General features: G+C 52.9%; 18 protein-coding genes. 8 read left to right on the forward strand and 10 right to left on the reverse strand.

Annotated features, from left to right (window positions below; all coding sequences use genetic code 11):
* Nucleotides 1–195: 195 nt before the first annotated feature.
* Complete coding sequence (pgi, locus tag PXG97_RS02360) at nucleotides 196–1,842, forward strand: glucose-6-phosphate isomerase (protein ID WP_276496115.1); 1,647 nt, start codon at nucleotides 196–198, stop codon at nucleotides 1,840–1,842.
* A 106-nt stretch (nucleotides 1,843–1,948) separates the two neighbouring features.
* Nucleotides 1,949–3,529, forward strand: coding sequence for a hypothetical protein (locus tag PXG97_RS02365; RefSeq protein ID WP_276496116.1), 1,581 nt, complete (start codon nucleotides 1,949–1,951; stop codon nucleotides 3,527–3,529).
* Between the two features lie 73 nt (nucleotides 3,530–3,602).
* On the opposite strand, the gene PXG97_RS02370 is transcribed toward PXG97_RS02365, so the two are convergent.
* On the reverse strand, nucleotides 3,603–4,514 hold the full coding sequence (locus PXG97_RS02370; protein WP_276496117.1) for a DUF58 domain-containing protein: 912 nt from the start codon (nucleotides 4,512–4,514) through the stop codon (nucleotides 3,603–3,605).
* A gap of 2 nt (nucleotides 4,515–4,516) precedes the next feature.
* Nucleotides 4,517–4,930, reverse strand: a complete 414-nt coding sequence (locus PXG97_RS02375) for a septal ring lytic transglycosylase RlpA family protein (protein ID WP_276496118.1) — start codon at nucleotides 4,928–4,930, stop codon at nucleotides 4,517–4,519.
* Nucleotides 4,931–5,065: 135 nt separating this feature from the next.
* Between PXG97_RS02375 and PXG97_RS02380 the strand changes: the two genes are divergently transcribed.
* On the forward strand, nucleotides 5,066–5,398 hold the full coding sequence (locus PXG97_RS02380; protein ID WP_276496119.1) for a DUF3276 family protein: 333 nt from the start codon (nucleotides 5,066–5,068) through the stop codon (nucleotides 5,396–5,398).
* A gap of 152 nt (nucleotides 5,399–5,550) precedes the next feature.
* Complete coding sequence (gene ychF / locus PXG97_RS02385) at nucleotides 5,551–6,648, forward strand: redox-regulated ATPase YchF (RefSeq protein WP_276496120.1); 1,098 nt, start codon at nucleotides 5,551–5,553, stop codon at nucleotides 6,646–6,648.
* A gap of 227 nt (nucleotides 6,649–6,875) precedes the next feature.
* On the opposite strand, the gene PXG97_RS02390 is transcribed toward ychF, so the two are convergent.
* The gene (locus PXG97_RS02390) at nucleotides 6,876–8,195 is read right to left on the reverse strand and encodes a type IX secretion system plug protein (RefSeq protein ID WP_276496121.1); all 1,320 of its coding nucleotides are present in this window, start codon (nucleotides 8,193–8,195) and stop codon (nucleotides 6,876–6,878) included.
* A gap of 146 nt (nucleotides 8,196–8,341) precedes the next feature.
* Here PXG97_RS02390 and PXG97_RS21470 point away from each other — a divergent pair, with 146 nt between their 5' ends.
* Complete coding sequence (locus tag PXG97_RS21470) at nucleotides 8,342–8,572, forward strand: NAD(P)H-binding protein (RefSeq protein WP_420851742.1); 231 nt, start codon at nucleotides 8,342–8,344, stop codon at nucleotides 8,570–8,572.
* 82 nt (nucleotides 8,573–8,654) lie between these two features.
* Here PXG97_RS21470 and PXG97_RS02395 read toward each other — a convergent pair whose 3' ends face one another.
* The 3 genes from PXG97_RS02395 to PXG97_RS02405 form a co-directional block, all read right to left on the reverse strand.
* Nucleotides 8,655–9,110 (reverse strand): OsmC family protein, encoded by a 456-nt coding sequence (locus PXG97_RS02395; protein ID WP_276496122.1) that lies wholly within the window; start codon nucleotides 9,108–9,110, stop codon nucleotides 8,655–8,657.
* 63 nt (nucleotides 9,111–9,173) lie between these two features.
* Complete coding sequence (locus PXG97_RS02400) at nucleotides 9,174–10,529, reverse strand: sensor histidine kinase (RefSeq protein WP_276496123.1); 1,356 nt, start codon at nucleotides 10,527–10,529, stop codon at nucleotides 9,174–9,176.
* Nucleotides 10,519–11,904: a sigma-54-dependent transcriptional regulator gene (locus PXG97_RS02405; protein WP_276496124.1), complete on the reverse strand. Its 1,386-nt coding sequence runs from the start codon at nucleotides 11,902–11,904 to the stop codon at nucleotides 10,519–10,521. Before PXG97_RS02405 ends, PXG97_RS02400 begins: the two co-directional genes overlap by 11 nt.
* Nucleotides 11,905–12,179: 275 nt before the next feature.
* On the opposite strand from PXG97_RS02405, the gene PXG97_RS02410 reads away from it, so the two are divergent.
* Nucleotides 12,180–14,585, forward strand: coding sequence for an ABC transporter permease (locus PXG97_RS02410; RefSeq protein WP_276496125.1), 2,406 nt, complete (start codon nucleotides 12,180–12,182; stop codon nucleotides 14,583–14,585).
* Nucleotides 14,586–14,667: 82 nt separating this feature from the next.
* On the opposite strand, the gene PXG97_RS02415 is transcribed toward PXG97_RS02410, so the two are convergent.
* Together PXG97_RS02415 and PXG97_RS02420 are read right to left on the reverse strand one after the other, a co-directional pair.
* Entirely contained in the window at nucleotides 14,668–15,393 is a 726-nt protein-coding gene (locus PXG97_RS02415) for a pirin family protein (RefSeq protein WP_276496126.1), read from the reverse strand.
* A gap of 179 nt (nucleotides 15,394–15,572) precedes the next feature.
* On the reverse strand, nucleotides 15,573–16,358 hold the full coding sequence (locus PXG97_RS02420) for an XRE family transcriptional regulator (RefSeq protein WP_276496127.1): 786 nt from the start codon (nucleotides 16,356–16,358) through the stop codon (nucleotides 15,573–15,575).
* 547 nt (nucleotides 16,359–16,905) lie between these two features.
* Between PXG97_RS02420 and PXG97_RS02425 the strand changes: the two genes are divergently transcribed.
* A complete protein-coding gene (locus PXG97_RS02425; protein WP_276496128.1) occupies nucleotides 16,906–18,366 on the forward strand; it encodes a S8 family serine peptidase in 1,461 nt (486 codons plus the stop codon).
* Between the two features lie 91 nt (nucleotides 18,367–18,457).
* Here PXG97_RS02425 and recQ read toward each other — a convergent pair whose 3' ends face one another.
* Nucleotides 18,458–20,590 carry a DNA helicase RecQ gene (gene recQ / locus PXG97_RS02430; protein WP_276496129.1) on the reverse strand — a complete coding sequence of 711 codons (2,133 nt, stop codon included), beginning with the start codon at nucleotides 20,588–20,590 and terminating at the stop codon, nucleotides 18,458–18,460.
* A gap of 166 nt (nucleotides 20,591–20,756) precedes the next feature.
* Between recQ and PXG97_RS02435 the strand changes: the two genes are divergently transcribed.
* On the forward strand, nucleotides 20,757–21,092 hold the full coding sequence (locus tag PXG97_RS02435) for a four-helix bundle copper-binding protein (RefSeq protein WP_276496130.1): 336 nt from the start codon (nucleotides 20,757–20,759) through the stop codon (nucleotides 21,090–21,092).
* A gap of 79 nt (nucleotides 21,093–21,171) precedes the next feature.
* Here the strand turns inward: PXG97_RS02435 and PXG97_RS02440 are convergent, their stop codons facing one another.
* Nucleotides 21,172–21,504 (reverse strand): phage holin family protein, encoded by a 333-nt coding sequence (locus tag PXG97_RS02440; RefSeq protein WP_276496131.1) that lies wholly within the window; start codon nucleotides 21,502–21,504, stop codon nucleotides 21,172–21,174.
* Nucleotides 21,505–21,650: the final 146 nt, after the last annotated feature.

Here is a 21,650-nt window from a genome sequence, read left to right on the forward strand (position 1 = left end):
AACACAAGGGGTTTTGATCAAGTTGTTCTTGGCGCTGTACCAGGCAGGAGTCTGTATAATCTGCAGGAATTCCTATCTTTGAGCACGGGCAATTTGCCGTATAACCTTTATACGTAAAAACTGAACTGGCCGCAACCTGGTATACCAAATCAAAGTAATGGACCCCGGAAGGCCACCTATCCCTGAAAAAACACTATGCTAAAAAACTACTCTCCCACCAAAACCGAAGCCTGGAAAAAGCTGGAGGAACATTATAAGGCAGTGCAGCCACTGCACCTGCGCGATATGTTTGCACAGGACACAGACCGCTTCAACAGGTTCACCTACCGCCTGAACAATACGATCTACGACCTCTCCAAAAACCGTGTCACCGAAGAAACCCTGCAACTGCTGGTACAGCTGGCAGAGGAGATGGAGGTGGCTGGCGCCATAGAAGGTATGTTTGGCGGGGAAAGGATAAACGCCACCGAGAACCGCGCGGTGCTACACACTGCCCTGCGCAACTTTTCTGATGAAAGCCTGGAGGTAGACGGTGAGAATGCCCTGCAGGAAGTGCGCCAGGTGCAGGAACAGATGCGCACGTTCTGCAATAAGCTGCACTCTGGCGAGTGGACCGGCTACACCGGCAAGCGTATTCAGAGCATTGTGAACATCGGTATCGGAGGCTCCGACCTGGGCCCCAAGATGGTGGTGGAGGCGCTGAAAAAGTACCAGCAGCCGGACCTGGAGGTATACTTTATCTCTAACGTGGACGGCACCGACGCCGCCGAGGTCCTGCGCCGCCTTGACCCGGAAACGACACTGTTCATCATCGCCTCTAAAACCTTTACCACGAAAGAAACCATCACCAATGCTGAAACCGCCCGTGGCTGGTTCCTGAACAAGGCTGTGGACCGTGAGCACATTAAGAAGCATTTCGTGGCGCTTTCCACCAACCTTGAGGCAGTAACGAAGTTTGGCATTGCCGAAGAGAACGCGTTCCGCTTCTGGGACTGGGTAGGTGGCCGCTTCTCTCTGTGGTCGGCTATCGGCTTGTCCGTTGCCTGTGCGCTGGGCTATGATAAATTTGAGGAGCTGTTGCGCGGCGCGGAGTCAATGGACAAGCACTTCCAACAGGAATCGCTGGAAAAAAATATTCCGGTACTGATGGCGTTGCTCAGCATCTGGTACACCAATTTCTTCGGTTGCCAGACCCACGCCATCCTCCCGTACGACCAATACCTGCGCCTGCTGCCAGAGTACCTACAGCAACTGCTGATGGAGAGCAACGGCAAGAGCACTGACCGCAACGGCAACCGTGTGGATTACCAGACGCAGCCGGTGGTATGGGGAGCGGCGGGCACCAACAGCCAGCACTCCTTCTTCCAGCTCATTCACCAGGGCACTATCCTTATCCCCTGCGATTATATTGCCCCGGCCGAAAGCCACAACCCTATCGGCAACCACCACCCACTGCTGCTGTCTAACTTCTTCGCCCAGACCGAGGCGCTGATGAAAGGCAAGAACGCAGAGGAGGTGCGCCAGGAGCTCACGCAGAAAGGGATGAGCGGGGAGGAACTGGAACAGCTGCTGCCGCACAAGCTTTTTGAGGGAAACAAGCCCACCACCTCTATTATGATGAAGAAGCTTACCCCTTTTGAGCTGGGCAGCCTCATTGCCATGTACGAGCACAAAACTTTTGTACAGGGCGTGATCTGGAACATCTACAGCTTTGACCAGTGGGGTGTGGAGCTGGGCAAGCAACTGGCCGGAACAATTGAAGGCGAACTGCTGCAAGGCAAAGTCTCCAGCCACGACAGCTCTACCAGCGGGTTAATGCAGTACTACACCGAAAATAAATAGCTTATTGAGTTAAGAGTTGAGAATTATGAGTTGTACCTATTTGATTAATACCTCTACCTTCTTTTCAACTTTCAACTCTTAAACTTTTAACTCTTAACTAAAATAAATGAAGCGAGTGGCGTTGGTGCTGTTTTGCAGTCTGGCTTTAAGCGGCTGTGCAAACGAGGATTTTTTTCAGCACGACGCCCTGGCAACAGAACAAGAACTAGCAGGAAGAGCCGCTGCCGGTCCGGATAGTGCCTGGGTGATACTGGGGCGCCACTACGACCGCAGCGGCTTTTACCGTTTTTTCTGGGGAAACCACCACCGCCCACTCTGGACAACACCGGTTCAGCTCCCCATTTTCAAGCTCGACTCCATACAGGGAGGGTTGAAAGTCGTAAAAAAAGGCGGCGGTTACCAAACCACCAGCTTTCAGCTGCAGGATAAATATGGTCGTCTCTATGCGCTCCGCTCGATCGATAAAGACCCAAAAGAAGTTGTCTCCAAGTTCTGGCAGGGCACTTTTGTCACCAACATCCTACGCGACCAAACGTCTGCCGCCAACCCTTTTGGCGCTTTGGTGGTGCCTCCACTAGCCAAGGCTGCAGGAGTATACCATACCAACCCAAAGCTATACTATGTGGCAGCCAACGACACTCTTTTCGGGAAGTTTAGCCAGCAAGTGCAAGGAAAGGTATTTATGCTGGAGGAGAAGTATGAGACGCCTGCTGATATCACGGCTGCCTTCGCCCCGGACGTGATCGGCTTTGAGGAGTCGGAGGATGCGCTTCGGAAGCGGTTTAGGAGCAACGCGTATCATTTTAACCAAAGGGCCTTTGCCCGCGCCCGCCTGCTCGACCTGCTCATCGGCGACTGGGACCGCCATAAAGGCCAGTGGGACTGGGCAGTTACGGCACAGGGTACCGACACCGTCTACGACCCCATCCCGAAAGACCGTGATCAGGTTTTCCTGAAAATGAAGGATGGTCTCATCCCTTTTATTGCCACCAATAAGCTGCTGGCACGCAAGTTCCATACCTTCGACCACGACTTCAGCGACGTGAAAGCTTATATGATAAACGCAAAATTCATAGATGAGCGCCTGCTGAACGAATTAAGCCAGGAGGACTGGCAACGGATCGCCAAAGATATGCAGGCTCAGCTGACAGATGAAGTAATCGAGAGTGCCGTGAAAGAGCTTCCTGCGCCAATCTATACTATGGTAGGCGCAAAAATAAGCAGCAACCTCAAAAGCCGCCGCAACCTGTTAGACAAGGCTGCTGCAAAAATGTATGCACTACTTGCCAAATCAGTAACCGTAGCTGGCTCTGATAAGAAGGAGCGTTTCGAGGTGAAGCGGCTGGACAACGAGCATGTAGAGGTAACCGTGACGCGTGACGCCTCTGGCACCCAACTGTACAAGCGCACTTTTAAGCGGGGCGAAACAGAAGAGATCAGACTATATGGCTTAGCTGGAGATGATGAGTTTATACTTTCAGGCGAAGTGCAAGAAAGTATACTTGTAAGGATCTACGGCGGACTGGGCGAGGACGAGATCACCGACAATTCCCGCGTGAGCGGCTGGAAGAAGTATACCCGCATTTACGACACAGACCGCGGCAACGAGATAGAGTTCGGCACCGAAGCCAAGGACATGACGACAGATGACGTCCGGGTGCACGCCTACGACCGGGAAGGCAATTAATCTACGTTATGCATTACTCATTGCTCTTTAATCGATCTAAAACGAACAACTATAAACGAGTAACGAACAACGACTACCGTCCTTTTGCCCGCTTTACCAAATAAGAATATAATACTTTGTCGAAGGGCTCGCTGATATCTACGGGCACAAAATCAATTTTATACTGTCCGCACTTCAGGGCCAGCTCTTTTTTATAGTTCTCTACGGCAGTGCGGTAATGCTCGCGCACTTGTGAGGGTTGCAGCTTCAGCTCCTGCCCTGTCTCCACATCCACGAACACATAAGGCCGCTCGGAGAAATCAAACTCCTCCTCTGTTTTGCGGTCCATCACATGGAACAAAAGCACCTCATGGTTCTGGTGCTTCAGGTGCTGCAGGGCGGCAAAACTAGCCTCAATGTCATCCACCCGGCTCAGCATATCGCTGAAGATGACCACCAGCGAGCGCTTCGGAATCTGCTGGGCGATTTGGTGCACCACATCCGCCACGTTCGTATCGCGGGCGGTTGGCCTCTGGTCTAATTGCTGCTGCAGTAGCAATAACAGGGTATGGAGGTGAGAGGCCGTGGAACGCACCGGTGTCTGCTGCTCGATTTTATCGGAGAACGTCACCAGCCCCACGGCATCGCGCTGCTTGCGCAGCAGGGTGGCAAGGGCGGCGGCGCAGAGGGCCGAGAAAGTGAGCTTGCCGTTGTTTTCCAGGGGGTAGTACATGGATGGCGAGACATCCAGCAGGATGTGGCAGCGCAGGTTCGTCTCCTCCTCAAAACGCTTTACAAAAAGTTTATCGGTACGGGCAAAGACTTTCCAGTCGATGTGGCGGGTACTTTCGCCGTTATTGTAGAGACGGTGTTCTGAGAACTCTACCGAAAAGCCATGGTACGGCGACTGGTGCAACCCTGTGATGAAGCCCTCCACCAGTTGCTTTGCAAGAAACTCCATATTTTCGAACTTCTGTACATCGGCAAGGGTGAGGGGCTTTTTCATGGTTATTGTTGTGGTTTGGCTTCTGCCTCTGAAACGGCAAAAGGCGTCTCTTGTTGTGCCGGCTCGTCGGGCACTACCGCCAGGCTCACGGTCACGGTGCCATCGCGCACCATATCAATCTCTTTGGCGGCGGCCTTGGAAAGGTCGATCACGCGGTGCCGGCTTGAAGCCATGCGGTCGTTGATGCGCACGACCACGCTTTTCCCATTCCTGAGGTTGGTCACTTGCACCTTGGTATCAAAAGGCAGTGAGGCATGCGCGGCGGTTAGTTGGGCTTTATCGTAACGCTCGCCACTGGCGGTGCGGTGGCCCTGGAAACGGTCGGCGTAGAAGGAGGCTTTGCCGTTTGCCGTGTAACTCTCTGGCGCCGAAAAGAACGAAAGCAGGAAGATCAATACTACTGAACATAAATTCATAGTATCACATAGTTGGTCCGGCTACAAATATAGAACTAAAATAATTTATGCGAATTTTAAATTCAAAAACTTTTATATATCATAAGTATATATTACTTTTAGCTTCTCAAGGTTGAATTTAACGTCTAAATAACGGTGGAAGAGAACAACGAAAAAGCAGAAATTTATTCCCAGAGAGTAAGAGCCGGGAAGAGAACGTATTTCTTTGATGTGAAGTCAACTCGATCTAACGACTTCTACGTGACCATCACGGAGAGCAAGCGTAAGTTCAAGGATGACAGCTTCTCATATGAGAAACACAAGATCTTCCTGTACAAAGAAGACTTCGCGAAATTCATGGAAGCACTTCAGGGAACGATTGACCACGTTAAATCCGAACTCTTGACAGAGGAAGCGCTGGCAGCTCTGGAAAACCCTGTAGTGGAGAAAGAGGAAGCCTCCTTCGACGAAGAACTGAAGTGGGAATAACACTCCCCTGCTTTTTATAAGGTACAAATAAGCCTGCGCCCATAGCGCAGGCTTTTGTTTTTCCCCTCCCCGGCTTAAATCAGGCAAAGGGGCGCGCACAGCAGCTTAAATTGTTGTATATTTGCGGCCTGATACTAAAAACTAAAGTATAAATGGGACTACGATGCGGTATTGTGGGGCTGCCAAATGTTGGTAAGTCTACCCTGTTCAACGCTATTTCTAACGCCAAGGCAGAGTCTGCCAACTATCCTTTCTGTACCATTGAGCCAAATGTGGGCGTGATTACGGTACCAGACGAGCGCCTGCAGATACTCGAAGATCTGGTGCACCCGGAGCGCGTGCTGCCAACAGTGATTGAGTTTGTAGACATCGCCGGTTTGGTGAAGGGCGCCAGCAAAGGCGAGGGCCTGGGCAACAAGTTCCTGGCCAACATCCGCGAGGTAGACGCCATCATCCACGTGGTGCGCTGCTTTGAGGACCCGAACATCGTGCACGTAGACGGTAAGGTGAACCCTATTTCCGATAAAGAGATCATTGACACGGAGCTGCAGCTGAAGGACCTCGAGTCGATAGACAAGAAAATTCTGAAGGTAATCCGTTCTGCCAAGTCCGGGGATGCCAAGGCAAAGAAAGAACTGGCAAGCCTGGAGAAGTATAAAGCACACCTGGAGGCTGGCCTGAATGCCCGCAGCCTGGATGTGACCGAGGATGACCTGGAGGCTGTGGAGGACCTGAAGCTGCTGACAGCCAAGCCCGTGATCTATGCCGCCAACGTGGATGAAAACTCAATGATTGAAGGCAACCAGTACTCTAAGGCACTGGCCGAGCATGTGAAGGACGAGAATGCGCAGGTAGTGCTGATCTCCGCCTCTATTGAAGCCCAAATTGCCGAGCTGACGGATGAGGAGGAGAAGGAAATGTTCCTGGCCGAGTATGGTCTGAAGGAATCGGGCCTGAACAAGCTGATTCGCGCCTCTTACAACCTGCTGAACCTGATCACCTACTTTACCGCTGGCGTAAAAGAGGTACGTGCCTGGACGATACAGAAAGGCTGGAAAGCACCGCAGGCTGCCGGCGTGATCCACACCGATTTTGAGAAAGGCTTTATCCGCGCCGAGGTGATCAAGCTGGAGGACTACCAGAAGTATGGCACCGAGGCCAAGATTAAAGAGGCCGGTAAAATGGCCGTGGAAGGCAAAGAATACGTGGTGCAGGACGGCGACATCATGCACTTCCGCTTTAACGTGTAAGGCAAAAATATAAAGTATAAAAGCAGAAAAAGGCAGGTGTTCTACCTGCCTTTTTCTATTTGCTAAAAGTTAGACCTTCTTCTGATTTGATAACTTAAGCACTGTTTAACTTTAGATAATGTGACGCTCTTCTATACTTACTCTGTTTCAGGTCTGTCTGAACATGACCTATTTTCAACTATAGTACTAACGAAAGTCTATTCAGCTTATCTGCACTATACCTGTTCTTACTTCCTGTTGAAGAGCAACCTCTCATATCCGATCAGTAAATCGGCGCGGGAACCGGGCGGGCGGTAGTAGATCAGGATGTCGTAGTTATTTCCGGTTTCGAAGTGACTGTCCTCGAAGTAGCTATCATCTGGGGCGGCTGTGCCTGACTTTAAAGTATAGTAGTAGTTGTAGTAGCCCTGCTTCAGCAGCATACGGCCGGTATACGCCTGCCGCTCGGCATCAAAGGTTAGCTTGGCGTCCGCGGTCTGGCGCCAGTTCGTTAGCTCACCCTGCAGGTATACTTCGCCAGGCACCTTGTCCGATACCTGCAGCTCGAAATCAACCCAGTTATAATCGCCGTTCACATCGCCGTTGCCGTACTGGCGGTTGCCGAAAATACGCTTGCCGTTAATATCCGGATCCTGGCTATAGGCAAGGCCGCTGCGGCTCTTGTCCGTCTGCAGGTACACCACCGCCGGGCTCTGCTGCAGGTCTATTTCTTCCACCCCGATGCCATTGTAATTCAGGCTACGGGTATCAAATGCCCGAAACTCGCTTAAGCCTTTAAACAACTCGCTCGGCTCAAAGAACACATACTCCAGGCGGCGCTGTGCGTCCTGCACATAGGTGGGGCGGGCAAGACGCTTGGCATTGTCCCAACGGAAGTTCTGGCGCATCACGGCCTTCACCTCCGCGGCAGGGTTCACCAGCTCATAATCTGCATAAAACACGTTAAACTCCACCGGCTGGCGCGTTTCGCGTCCCTGCGGGCCTAGGGGCGCCCCCAGTTTGGCTGCCACCGTTACCAACTCCTGGTACACCAAGAAACGCTGTGTCAGCAGCAGCTTGCCTCCCTCCTCCTGCACCACCAGCAGGTAGTTGCCGCTCAGCTTCACACGCGGCACCCGGAAGGTGTAGTGCACGTAGTTCACGCGGGTGTTCACCGAGTTCTGGGCATCTGTGATGAAGAACTCGTTAAAGTCGTTCAGAAATTGGGAGTCGTTAAGCGTGGAGGGCTTCCAGTTGGCATCGCAGTGTATGAGCTTTGCCTGCAGCCGGTTGGGGACGGCATTCAGGCGGTCGAACTCCAGTATGATCGGTTTGGTCTGGTTGATGGGCACCACAGGAGGCTCCAGCACCTCCTCCTCAAAGCCGGTAGCCACATAGGCCTGCACCGACTGTATGCTTTCATCGTAGACAAAATCCTCGTATCGTAATTGGGATTGCGTGGTGTTACTGCTCTGCACCTGTTGCTCAATAGGCACACAGGCCACAGCGCCAACTGCCAGCGCTCCGGCAAGCAGGTAAGTATAGGTTGATCTTTTCAGCATCATCATTCGGTAGGGCCATGCTTTGCTGCATAACCACAGGTTCATCAGAACGAATATAGCTAAAAAGAATAAACCATCGCTACAAGAACGGTACCGGTGGTTGAAAGAGCGCAGCCTTATTTGTAATATTCTACTTGTACTTTAAACAAAGCATGGAGCATGTACTTTTGGCCAGAGCTACGGGAAAGCTCGGCCGCCACATTCTGCACGCCCTTACCTCAAGGGGCTACCCTGTAACTGCATTGGTCAGGAGCAAGCAGAGGGGAATACTGCTCACTCCGCCGCCTATAGGCTTGTTTGTTGCTGCTGCCACACGCCCGGAGGAGCTACGAAGCTGCTGTCATGGCATTACGGTCGTAATCTCTGCCTTAGGAAAAATATAAGCTTAAACGACCGCAGCAGGATGGGCGATCACTCCCTGGAGGCTCACTTACAGCCACCAGCTGAAGCCGGAGCAACCAGGCCCTAAACCGGCTCTTCCAGCAGGTGTGTTGTTATGGCTATGCCTGCCTCCAGCGTTTTCTGAACCGGGCATTTACTGGCAATCACCGTTAGCCGCTTTCGCTGCTCCTCTGTTAAATCTCCCGTAAGGCGGAGGTGTTTGGTAACCTGGTTGAGTTTAGCCTCCTTCTCTTCACATTGCTGGCAGTCGTTGGCATGCACGCGCTCGTGCCGCAGGCTTACCTCCGCCCGCTCCAACGGCCAACCTTTGCGCTGTGCATACATGTGCAGCGTAATTGCGGTACAGGCACCCAACGCAGCCAATATGTAGTCGTAGGGGTCGGCTCCTTCTTTAAGACCCTGCGCCACACCAGATTCGTCAATTGTCATGGTGTCTACTCCAGCGTTGATACGTGCTACCATGGGGGCGCCACGCTCTGTGTACACCGTTACAAAACCTTCTTTCTCCTCTAGGCTCATGTTTATACTTTAGGGGATGATGCTACTAGTATAACGGTAGGCAGCGGAAAGGTTGCGGCTGCCCTAGAAGCGCAGCAGGAAAGTGGTGCCCTGCCCCAGTACGGATTGAACCGAGATAGTGCCCTTGTGCAGGCGCATCATCTGGCGCGACAGGCTCAGGCCAATGCCAGAGCCGGCTTTCTTGGTGCTGTAGAAAGGGATGAAGATCTTCGCCTGCGCTTCCTCTGTCATCCCTGGTCCGTTATCCGCAACGGCAATCGTCACGCGGCTACGCTCATCCAGGGCGGCGCGCAGCACCACCTTACCGTCCGGCTGCTCGTGCACGGCTTCGCTGGCGTTCTTCACCAGGTTAATCAGCACCTGCTCGATCATGCTTCGGTCGGCGGTAAGCAGCATGTTGTCCCGGGGGGCCTGCACCACTAGCTGCACCTGCTGCTGTGTCAGCTGTTCGCGCAGCAGCAGTTTTATCTCCTGCAGCAGCTCGGCCACATCAAAGCGGCTCATCTGTGGCGTAGAAATGGTGGTCAGGTTGCGGAACTCCTGCACAAAGCGAATGAGCCCATCGGAGCGGCGGCTAATGGTTTGCAGGCACTGCCCGATGTCTTCCAGCTCCTCGCGCAGCAGCGTGACCTCCTCAGCATCAGTATCCGTGTAGCTGTGGATCTCTTCGCAGGCACTGGCCGAGAGCGAGGAAATAGGGGTTACCGAGTTCATGATCTCATGCGTCAGCACCCGGATGAGCTTGCCCCAGGCCTCCATCTCCTTCTCCTCCAGCTCCGACTGGATGTTCTGCAGCGAGGCCAGCCGCACCCTATCCCCCAGCAGGGAGAGCTCCATCACATGCACGGAGAGGTTGGCCTGCTCCCCCTCCTGCCGCATGGGCACCAGCACTTTTTCGCCGCCGGCCAGCTGCTGCAGCTGCTGCGCAAGTACAGGGCTGCTTTGCTGTAATTCCTGCACCCTCCGGAGCTGGCTCACGCGCAGGAGCTTTTTAGCGGCGTTGTTCAAAGAAAGTATGCTTCCGTCGGGTTTGTAGGTGATGATGCCAATGCCGATATGTTGCACAATCACCTCGAAGTACTGCAGATGCGCCTCCTTCTCTGCCCGCACCTCCTTAAACTTTGCCATCACCTCGTTCAGGCGCAAGGCCAGCATGTTCTGGGTCTTGCCCTCGCCGCCTACATGGAACTGCTCGGTAAAATCGTCATACTTGATGGAGTTGAGGAAGCGGAGAAAAAGCCGGTTTGTGCGCTCCATGTAGCGCATCAACAACCATACCTGCAGCAGAACAAAAAGCCCCAGGCCCAGTATGGTGCCGCTATACTCCTGGCTAAACTCTATTTTGGCCAAAGCAAATACCGAAGCAGCCAGCACCAGCACCCGCAGCAAGAGCTGTAACTTATAGTGCCTATAGCTCATACTTTTCCAGTCTTCGGTAGAGCGCTCCTCTGCTCAGTCCCAGCTCCTTTGCGGCTTTCGAGATGTTGCCATCATGTTTTTGCAGAGCCCGCTGCACCGCCTCCCGCTCCAGGTCGTCCAGGTCCAGGGTCTGGGCCGTCACGGCTGGCGCTGCGGCAACTTCCTCCTCTGCCAGGAAAAAGAAATCCTCGGCCTGCAGCTCGCGGTTGTCGCTCATGATGGAGGCGCGCTCCAGGGCATGCTGCAGCTCGCGCACGTTGCCTGGCCAACTATAGCGCTTTAAGCGTGCCAAGGCCGACTCGCCAAGGCGCTTAACCGGCTGCTTATACTTTTGTGCGTAGCCCTGCAGGAAATGATCAGCAAGCAACTGGATATCCTCCAGGCGCTCCCGCAGCGGCGGCAGGTGCAGCTCCACCGTATTGATGCGGTATAAAAGATCTTGTCGGAACTCGCCTCGCTGCACCATCTCCTTCAGGGGCATGTTGGTGGCGCAGATCAGCCGAACGTTTACAGGGATAGGTTTGTTGGTGCCCACCCGTATCACCTCGCGCCGCTGCAGCACCGTGAGCAGTTTGGCCTGCATGGCCGGCGACAGGTTGCCGATCTCGTCGAGGAACAACGTGCCGCCGTTGGCCGCCTCAATGCGCCCGATCCGGTCTTCCTTGGCATCGGTGAAGGCGCCCTTTTTATGGCCAAACAACTCACTCTCGAACAGCGATTCTGTCAGGGCTCCCATATCCACCGTGACAAATACTTTGTCTGCGCGGGAGGAGCGCTCGTGCAGGGTGCGGGCGATCACTTCTTTTCCGGTGCCGTTCTCGCCCAGCAAAAGTATGTCCGCATCCGTCTTGGCCACCTTGTCAATGATGGAGAACAGCTGGCGCATGGCTTTGCTCTCGCCTTGTATGATGTCTTTGCCGGTGTTGAGTTGGGAGCTGAGGGCGCGGTTCACCTCTTTGAGCTGGCTCACCTCTTTATAAGAGTGGCGCAGTTTGGCAGCTGCAGAAAGCGTGGCGACCAGCTTCTCGTTTTGCCAGGGCTTCAGCACAAAATCAGTGGCTCCCTCCTTCAGGGCCCGTACCGCCATCTCCACATCGCCGTAGGCTGTGATCATTACCACCACCGCCGATGGGTCATACTTCAGGATCTCCTTCAGCCAGTAAAACCCCTCCTGCCCACTGGTAATGTCCTGGCTAAAGTTCATGTCGAGCAGGATGAGGTCGAACTCTTCATTGGAGAGCAGGAACGGGATCTTCTTGGGATTCTTCTCCATCACCACTTCCCGGGCGTGGCGCCGCAGCAGCATTTTGGCAGAAAAAAGCACGTCCTCATTGTCATCAATCACCAGAATGCGCCCTAGGTTTTGTTCTTCCATAGTATAAGTATGATTGTTCGGGTATATGGCTGTTGCCGCTAAAGTAAAGTATAAAAATACTGTGCCAGCTTTAGCTACATCTAATTTAGCAAAAATTAGCTGGGAAAGTATACCTTGGGCTGTCCGGGCGTGGACATAAAGTGTCCGGCAGTGGACATAGTTAAAAGCCTATACTTCCTCCTGCTGGCCTTTAATGCGTTTTTGAGCTTTGGCACAGGTATTGGCCATGGCCAGTGCAGATAAGTGCTTTGGCTACTCCCTAAACCGTTAGAACTATGTTAAAACTGTATTTCCTTACCGCCTTCCGCTCGCTCCTGCGCAACAAGAGCTACAGCCTCCTCAATATAGCCGGGCTTTCATTAGGCATCACCTGCAGCATCCTGCTTTTCCTGGTGATAAAGTATGAGTTGAGCTACGACACCTTTCATAGCAACGCCGACCGTATTTACCGCATCACCTCCTTTTACAAAACCGGGGATGGCGAGCAGCAGCACATCGGCATCCGCTTCCCTATCCCGAAACTGCTCCGCAGCAATGGCAATTTAGGCATGGAGAAGACAGCCATTGTTTATGGGGAGGAAAGCGCCCAGATCAACATCCTGAGCGAAGACGGCAGCGCGCCTAAGCGCTTTTTGGAAGAGAGCCCCATTGCCTTTGTAGAGCCGGAGTACTTCGATATCTTTAACTTTGAGACGGGCGAGACGGACCCTCGCCCCGCCCTTGCCGAGCCAAACAATGTAGTGCTGACCCAACGCGTGGCCGACAAATATTTTCCGGAAGGGAATGCCCTGGGCAAAGTGATCAAGTTCAACAACATCCTTACCCTGAAGGTGAGCGCCGTAATTCCCAACCCGCCCTCTAATTCCGATTTCCCGTTTGCCATGCTCATCTCCTATCCCTCGTTCCGGAACTACACCAAGTTCGAGATCGACAACTATAACATGCTCAACAGCAACTTTCAGCTTTACGCACTGCTGCCGGAGGGCGTGGATCCGGAGCAAAAAGCAGCGGAGATTACTGCCTTTGTGAACAGCCACCGCGAGGAAAACCGCAAGGGCACGGAAAGCTATAAACTACAGCCGCTGAATGACCTGCACTTTAACGCTGATCTAGGCAATTTCGGGCAACGCACCATTGCTATTGAGGTGATTTGGTCCATGGCCCTTGTGGGCGTTTTCCTGGTGTTGGTGGCCTGCATCAACTTTGTGAACCTGGCTACTGCGCAGGCGGTGAAGCGTGCCAAGGAAGTGGGGGTGCGCAAGGTGCTGGGCAGCAGCAAAAGCCAGCTGGTGATGCAGTTTATCGGGGAAACCTTTCTGATTACGCTGCTGGCTACCTTCTGCTCTGTTATACTTACGGAACTGGCGCTGCCATACCTGAACAGCCTGCTGGAGCTGGAGATCTCCTTCAGCATCCTCCAAGATCCGGTGATCCTGCTGTTCCTGGTGGCGGAGGTAGTGCTGGTAACGCTGTTCGCCGGTTTATACCCTGCCATGATACTGTCGCACTTCCAGCCGATAGCAGCGCTTAAAAGCCGCATCAGCACCCAGCAAGTGGCCGGCCTCCCCATACGGCAGGGGCTGGTGGTACTGCAGTTCACGATTTGCCAGGTGCTCATTATCTGCACCATTCTGGTAAACGAGCAGATGGACTACTTCCGGAGCAAACCGCTGGGTTTTGCCAAAGAGGCTGTGGTAACGGTGCTCCTGCCGAACCAGGCAGGCGAGAAAATCCAGCCGCTGCGCGAGGAGATGCTTCGCAACCCGGCTGTGCGCGAGGTCAGCTTTGCGGGTGCGCCGCCGTCCTCCAACTTTACCTGGGGCTCTAACTTTTCCTACAACAACTCCAGCGACGACGCCACTTTTGAGGCTAACCTGAAATTTGCAGACGAGCATTACCTGGACCTGTTCGACATTAAGCTGGCAGCCGGCCGCGCCTACACCAACGCCGACTCGGCAGCCGTGATGATCAACGAAACGATGCGTCGCAAGCTGGGGATCGAGAGCCCCGCTGCCGCCATAGGTAAAACCATGCGGGTCGGCAGGGAGTTTAAAGCACCCATCGTGGGCGTGGTGGAGGATTTTCACCAAACCTCCCTACACCGCCCGATCGACCCCATCATCCTGTTCACATCAAAGCAAGACTACCTGTACCTGAACGCCAAGATCGACATGAGCCAGAAGCAGGAGGCCCTCGCCCACCTGGAGGAAGTATGGTCCATGGCGTACCCGGACGATGTGTTCAGTTACGAGTTCCTGGACGAGACAATCGCCAACTTTTACCAGGAAGAGGCGCGGCAGAGCAAGCTGTTTAAGGTCTTCTCCTTCATCGCCATTTTTATCGGCTGCTTAGGCCTGTACGGCTTGGTTGCCTTTATGGCGGCTCAGCGCACCAAGGAGGTGGGCATCCGGAAGGTGTTGGGCGCCTCCATCTTCAACATCGCGGTGCTGTTCTCTAAGGAGTTCATCAAGCTGGTTTTAATCGCCTTCGTGCTGGCGGCCCCCATCGCCTATTACATCATCAGTCTGTGGCTGGAGGACTTTACCTACCGCATCGGAATAGGCTATTGGCCTTTTGTACTGGCTGGTTTGGCTACGCTTCTCATTGCCTTGCTTACCATGAGCACCAAGGCTGTGCAGGCTGCCCTAGCCAACCCGGTCGTATCGTTAAAGAGCGAGTAAGCACTGTCGCCACCATAGTATAAAGCGAGCCGCCCTTTTGGGGCGGCTCGCTTTATACTTTTGCTTTACCTATAAGTGCCGATCAATAATTTGCCTCTGTTGCCGGCACGTCCACCAGAACAAACGTGGCTTCCGCGTTGCCGTGCAGAGTTACCACGTCTTGGTTTTCCAGCCTTACTTGGTCACCGGTATCAGCTTCTACATTGTTGATCAACATGGCTCCGGTGAGCACGTAAACCAAGGTTTTGCGTATTTTGAAGGTTCTGAAATCTATTTCCTCTCCCTGTCCCACCTGGCCATAGTATACCGTTGAGTTAGAATTGAGGTAAGCTACGTTCTCCAACACCTTCTGCCCCGTAACCAGTGGCACCAACTTGTTCTTGAACTTGGCATCCATAAAGTCAACATTCAGGTGCTCATACGACGGTGCCAGGCCCCGCTTGTTGGGCAGGAACCACAACTGCAGCAGCTCAGCAGTATGGTCAGTGTCGTTGGTTTCTGAGTGCGTAAAGCCGGTGCCGGATGTCATGCGCTGCACATCGCCGGCTTTTAGCGTTACCTCATTGCCCAGGCTATCCTTGTGCGTGACCTCCCCGTCCAGCACGACCGTCACCACTTCCATCTCGGCGTGCGGGTGCAGCGGAAAACCGTTGCCACCTTTGATACGGTCGTGGTTAAACGTGCGCAGCGGGCCAAACTGGATGTTGGTCGGATCATAATAATCGGCAAAAGAGAACATGTAGTAAGACTCCAGCCAATCTCCTATTTTAGCATGGTGATGCTCTGAGGCAGGTATCAGTTTTATCATAGTTGGTTTTGCTAAGGTGCATAATGAGTTGGGGCACAGGCTGTGCCCTTTCTGCTTAAACAGTACGGATATAGCTGATTTGTTGTTAGCAGATGCCTCAAAACAGTAAGTACGGCCATAAAAAAGCCTGATGTCGCACACTCAGCAACATCAGGCTAATATAAAATTTAGAGGGCTCTCTACTCTGCTTTCTTTAGCTTCTGCACTTCCTTCTGCAGGTCCAGCACAATGCTGGATAGCTTGTCCAGCGACAGGTCGGCTATGGGGAAGGTGGAGCTAATGTAAGACCTGGCTTCCCAAATCTCCACCACATCCTCTACATGCACCTCATACGGGGAATACACCGGGTTGTCGGAGTGCAGGCGCAGCACAGCAGCATCCTTGATCTTGTTAAAGACGCGCTTGAAGACCACCCCCTCTTTTTGGCTGACAATGATGCAAGGCGTACCATCCTTAATCTGGCTCCAATCCTCAATAAAGCGGCCCACAATCACTGTGCCCGAGGCGATTGGCAGCATGGAGTCGCCGCTGATCTCGAAAGCGCGAAACGTGCCGCCAGAGCCCAGCATCGGCAGCTTAAAACGGGGCAGTTCCTCTATAAACTCAGCATCCGCATACCCGTTCAGGTAGCCGGCACTGGCTTTGTACGGCACCAGCTCGATGTTCTCGTTCTCTTGCTCATCTACCGTAATGGCAAGTACCCGAAGGTTACCGCCATGGGCGCGACCTGTGCCTTCTGCCACTCCTGCAGGTGCCTCCTGCACCAGGTCACGTGTTACCAGGTCATCGAGCGACACCTCAAACAGCCGGGCTACATTTACCAGCGTGCTCAGTTTCGGCTCTGCTCTCCCCTCTTCGTAGGCGCCCACCAAAGAGCGCTTTATATCCAGCTTCTCGGCCAGCTGTGCCTGGGTTAAACCGGCATGCTTGCGCAGGTGTCTTATATTTGATGTAACCAACTGCATAATAGCTCCTTTTTCTGTTCGCGGCTAGTCTTTAGCTGCTCATGTGTAAAAGTACGTAATCTTTAGCAAAGATACTAATTATTTTAGCACAAAAAAAGTAATATCCTTAATCCTATATTAATCTTTAACACTGATACAATTTCATATTTTCATGAAAATTACAAATAATAATAAAAGTACAATTTTTTATTAACACCAGACAGCACACATATTTTGATATTTGCTATTAATGCCACACTTTTAACCCCGATAGAAAAACAAACTTAAAACCAGATATAAAATTTGCAACACTACTACTTCTCCTCATTAATCACTAAGGTTTAGAATAGTCCTAATCACACAGGTATTATTCTGTTTATATAGCCATAAAAAGAAGAGGCAGGGAATTTTATTGCCCTTTTTATACTTTACAAAGCTTATTATCTCTAAATTTTTCAAAAACAAGCCTAGGAATTGAACTTTAGGTGAATTTGCCCGGTTACAGCATCTAAAAAAAAATATATCCCTAAACCCATAACTTTAAACCCTATTACTTCAACTTTTAGCTATGATCAGTAACCTTACTCTTAGACGTTCGGTAGCGTTGGCTGCCATGGTCGCCGCTGTGTCCCTTACCGGTTGCCAGAAAGAAGAGCTGATGGAAAATCAGTTTGCCTCCCCCGAGGCGACCTTCTCCTCACAAGATGGGCAAGCCATAGAAGGGCAGTACATCGTTGTTTTCAAAAATGGCAGCACCAGCCTGAGCACCAGTAACACTCAGGGGCTAAAGGCCAGCAAAGTAGAGGCGGCCATGAAGCGCGAGCGTGTGCTTACAGCTGCTAAAGTTGAGGCAAGGGAAGTTTCCCAAGTATATGAAGGAGTGGTGAACGGCTTCGCCGCACGCCTTTCTCCAGAGCAGTTGGCCTCCCTTCGTCAAAACCCGGAGGTGGCCTATGTTGAGCAGGACCGCATTATTGCCCTTGCCCCGAAATGGAAAGATAACACAGCACCTACTTCCACTAAAGGAAATGGCAAAGGAGGCAACACAGGCGGTGAGACAACCACGAACGGAGGAAAAGGAAACAATAAAAACACCACAGAGCCTGCACCAACAGAGCCAACGCCTGTAGATCCTGCCCCATCAGATACAACCACAACAGCCCCTGCTCCCACAGAGCCAGCGCCGACAGAACCGGCCCCTACCGAGCCAGAGCCGACAGTGCCTTCTGAGCCAGCACCGGCTTATGCCACAGTTACACCGCTTGCCGGCGAGACAGTTCCATGGAACGTGGAGCGTGTAGGTTACGGCGATGGCACAGGCAAAACGGTTTGGGTAATAGACTCGGGTATAGATACGGACCACCCCGACCTGAACATCGATGTGGCCAGAAGCTTCTCCTTTATCTATGGTAACCCTTCTATTGAGGACGGTTATGGACACGGTACGTCAGTGGCTGGTGTGATCGCTGCCAAGAACAACGGCTCCGGCATGCTCGGGGTGGCTTCTAACGCTACCATCATTGCGCTGCGTGTGTTTGACGATGCCGGTGCCGGCACAGTATCCAGAGCGATATCTGCCGTAAACCACGTGAGCAACAACGGTAAGCCTGGTGATGTCGTGAACATGAGCCTGGGCAGCGGCATCTCCTCTACCCTGGACAATGCCGTGATGAACGCCGCCGCTAAAGGCATTCTTTTCGCCATAGCGGCCGGTAACAGCAACGTAGACTGCTCCGGCACATCTCCAGCCCGTGTTAACGCCCCTGGGGTGTACACTATCTCGGCCATGGACAGCTATAACAGGATGTGGTCATCCTCTAACTTCGGTGCAGGTGTTGACTTTGCTGCCCCAGGTGTGAACGTGACGGCTACCAACAAAACGGGCGGTATCTCCGGCGGCCACTACGGCACGTCTTTGGCTGCGCCACACGTAGCAGGTATACTTGCCCTGCGCGGCGAGGTGCTGAGCCAGGGCTATATCACCGGCGACAAAGACAGTACGCCTGACCCAATCGCTTCTGTGAAATAATTTACCAGTACAAATACCTAAACAGAAAGGCCGCTCTATGTAGAGCGGCCTTTCTGTTTAGGTATTTGTCGTTTGCTGCAAGCTTAGGCTTTTACCAAGCGTTTTCTTTTTTGAAGATTGAGATCGAGAGCCTGATTTTATAGTATTCGTAAGCTTCATTCAGCGCCTCAAAGATATCCTTCAGTTTGGCATCTACGCCAAGTTTAGCGATGGCCTTCGCAATAACCTTGTACTCCGCCCTGCTCACGTAGCGCTCCAGGTCTACTTTATACCCCTGCTCGTAAAGCGTGGCCAGGTGCGAGAAGACGGTCACTGGGTTCAGGTTGCGCTCCTTGGCTATCAACTCTACACTGTACCCTTGGTTTAGCAACTCCAGCGTAGCCAAGTGAGTGGCTCCTTTTATCTTGTTGCCTTTGTTCTGCTCCTCGTTTATAAAATCAATGATCGCGGTGATGAAGGCGTCGCCGTAGCGCTCAAACTTCTGGGCACCCACACCGGATATGGCCAGCATCGCGATCTTGTTCGTTGGACGCTCGGCAGCCATTTCCTGCAAAGTGGTGTCGGTAAAGACCACGTAGGGCGGCACACCGTACTCGTCGGCCAGGCTCTTTCGTAGCGCGCGCAGCTTCTCGAACAGCGCATCCTTTATCAACTCGCGCTTCGGACGGGCTTTCACAGCAGGCTCCTCCTGCTTCACTTCCTCAAACTTCACGAGCTGCACCTGGCGGCCCTCAAAGAGCACCTGCTTGCTCTGCTCCGTCAGTTTTAACGTATAGCCCTGGTCATACGCCATCTCGATCAGCCCCTCATTCAACAGCTGGTGCAGGTAACGGTTCCAGTCTAGTGTGCTGATGTCGCGGCCGGCCCCGTAGGTTTTCACCTTGTCAAAGCCCCCTTGCAGCACCTGCGCATTGCGGGCGCCCCGCAGCACATCCACCAGCAGGCTCATATTGGCGCGTTCCTGCGTCCGGGCAATGGCCGAGAGGGCTTTCTGCGCGATCACCGTACCGTCAAACCTAATGGGCGGGTTGCGGCAGATGTCGCAGTTGCCGCAGTCTTTGGTCATGGTTTCGCCAAAGTACTGCAACAGGATGCGGCGGCGGCAGGCGGCGGCCTCAGCAAACTGCTGCATGCGCTCCAACTTTACCAGCTGCAGCTCCGTTTGGTTCTCGTTCTGGCTCTCCTGCAGCATGCTGCGCATACTCATCACATCGGCATAACTATAGAACAACAGCGCGTCCGACTTGGCCCCGTCACGCCCGGCACGGCCAATCTCCTGGTAATACCCCTCAATGTTCTTCGGCAGGTTGTAATGGATGACCCAACGCACGTTCGATTTATCTATGCCCATACCGAAGGCAATCGTGGCACACACGATTTGCACATCGTCGTTCAGAAACTCCTCCTGCGCCTTGGCCCGCGCGTTTGCCGACATGCCGGCATGGTAGTGGGTGGCGTTAAAGCCGCTGCGCTTCAACTTGTCTGCCAGGCTTTCGGTGGCCTTACGGCTCAGGCAGTAGATGATGCCCGGTTGGTTCGGCCTTTTAGATAGAAAATCAGTGATCTTGTTGAAACGGTCGCGGCCTGGCTTCACCATCAGGTTGATGTTGGGCCTGTCGAAAGAGGAAAGGTATACTTGCGGGTCGCGCAGGTACAGCTGCTCCTGAATGTCTTTTTGCGTGAGCCTGTCGGCAGTGGCGGTGAGGGCGATGACAGGAATATTCGGGAACTGCTGCTTCAGGGCCTTTAGCTGCGTGTACTCCGGGCGGAAGTCGTGCCCCCAGGACGAGATACAGTGGGCCTCATCCACGGCGAAGAGAGAAATAGTGACACGGCGCAGGAACGCCAAAAAGCCAGAGGAGAGCAGCTTCTCGGGCGACACATACAGTAGCTTCAGCTTCCCCTCCAGACATTGGTTCTCGATCTGGTACTGCTGCTCCGCGCTTTGGGAGCTGTTGATGTAGGCGGCCGGAATACCGTTTGCCAGCAACGCCTCCACCTGGTCCTTCATCAGCGCGATCAGCGGCGACACCACCACGCACAGGCCTGGCTGCACCACCGCCGGCACCTGGTAGCAAACCGACTTACCGCCTCCGGTCGGCATCAGCACAACCACGTCCTTCCCCTGCAGCACCCCCTCAATGATCTGCTCCTGCATGGGGCGGAACTGTTCGTAGCCAAAGTATAGTTTCAGGGCTTCTCTCGCCTCTCTTATCGTCGCCATAAGTATAAAAATCTCCTGCACAGGCTCACCTGCGCCTCCTGCTCTCTTTATCCCCAAAGGTAACCATAATGGCACTTAAATACGAGAAACTGTGCTGCTTTTCAATGTTCTGGAACCATCGGAAGCTACCGCCGTACCTTTTACCATACCTTAAAAAAGTAAAGCTATGAAATCAGAAATAACAAACAACCTGGAACACGTCCTGGTAAAGTGTATGACCGCCTGCGAAACCTGTGCTACCTTGTGCCTGCAGGAAGATAATGTAAAAATGATGGCCCGCTGCATCATGCTGGACCGCGATTGTGCAGACATCTGTGTGCTGACCGCCCAGTTTGTTGCCCGTAACTCACCGCATGCCAAGCACGTGATGAAGGAGTGCATCGAGATTTGCCGCCTTTGCGAAGAAGAGTGCCGCAAGCACGAGCACGACCATTGCCAGAAGTGCGCCGACGCCTGCCGCGAATGCGCTGAGGCATGCCAAAACTGGCTGCAGCAGAAATAAGCTCTGTTTCACCAAACACAGAGGGGCGGACCAACTATACTTGGCCCGCCCCTCTGTGTTTTTAAACTAGAAGCCGTTTTTAGAAAATCATGTCGAGTATGGCCGTGATGATAGCAAGCACCAGGCTGAACAACAGTGCCGAAAAGAAGCCCGACACGTCAAACCCCGCCACGAGCCAATCGGCCATAAGTATGATCACAGCGTTGATGACAAGCAGGAACAGCCCCAGCGTCAGGATAGTGACCGGAATTGTCAGGAAGATAAGAATTGGCTTCACAATGGCGTTCAGTACGGCTAACACCAGCGCCAGTATCAGCGCCGTCAGAAAACCATCGATATATACACCTGGTAAAATGTAGGAGGCTACCATGGCGGCAGCGCCCGTCAAGAGCAGTTTAATTACGAATCCCATAGTTTTATTTTTAGATAAATATTAATCCCGAAAGTTATAGCTTTTCAGCTATACTTATGCTTACAGAAGTATGGCGCAGGCTGTTGCACCAAGTATAAAAAAAGCCCGCAGCGGTTGCTACGGGCTTTAAAAGAATAAGCTATTGC

The sequence above is a fragment of the Pontibacter litorisediminis genome, assembly GCF_029360645.1.
GTDB lineage: Bacteria > Bacteroidota > Bacteroidia > Cytophagales > Hymenobacteraceae > Pontibacter > Pontibacter litorisediminis.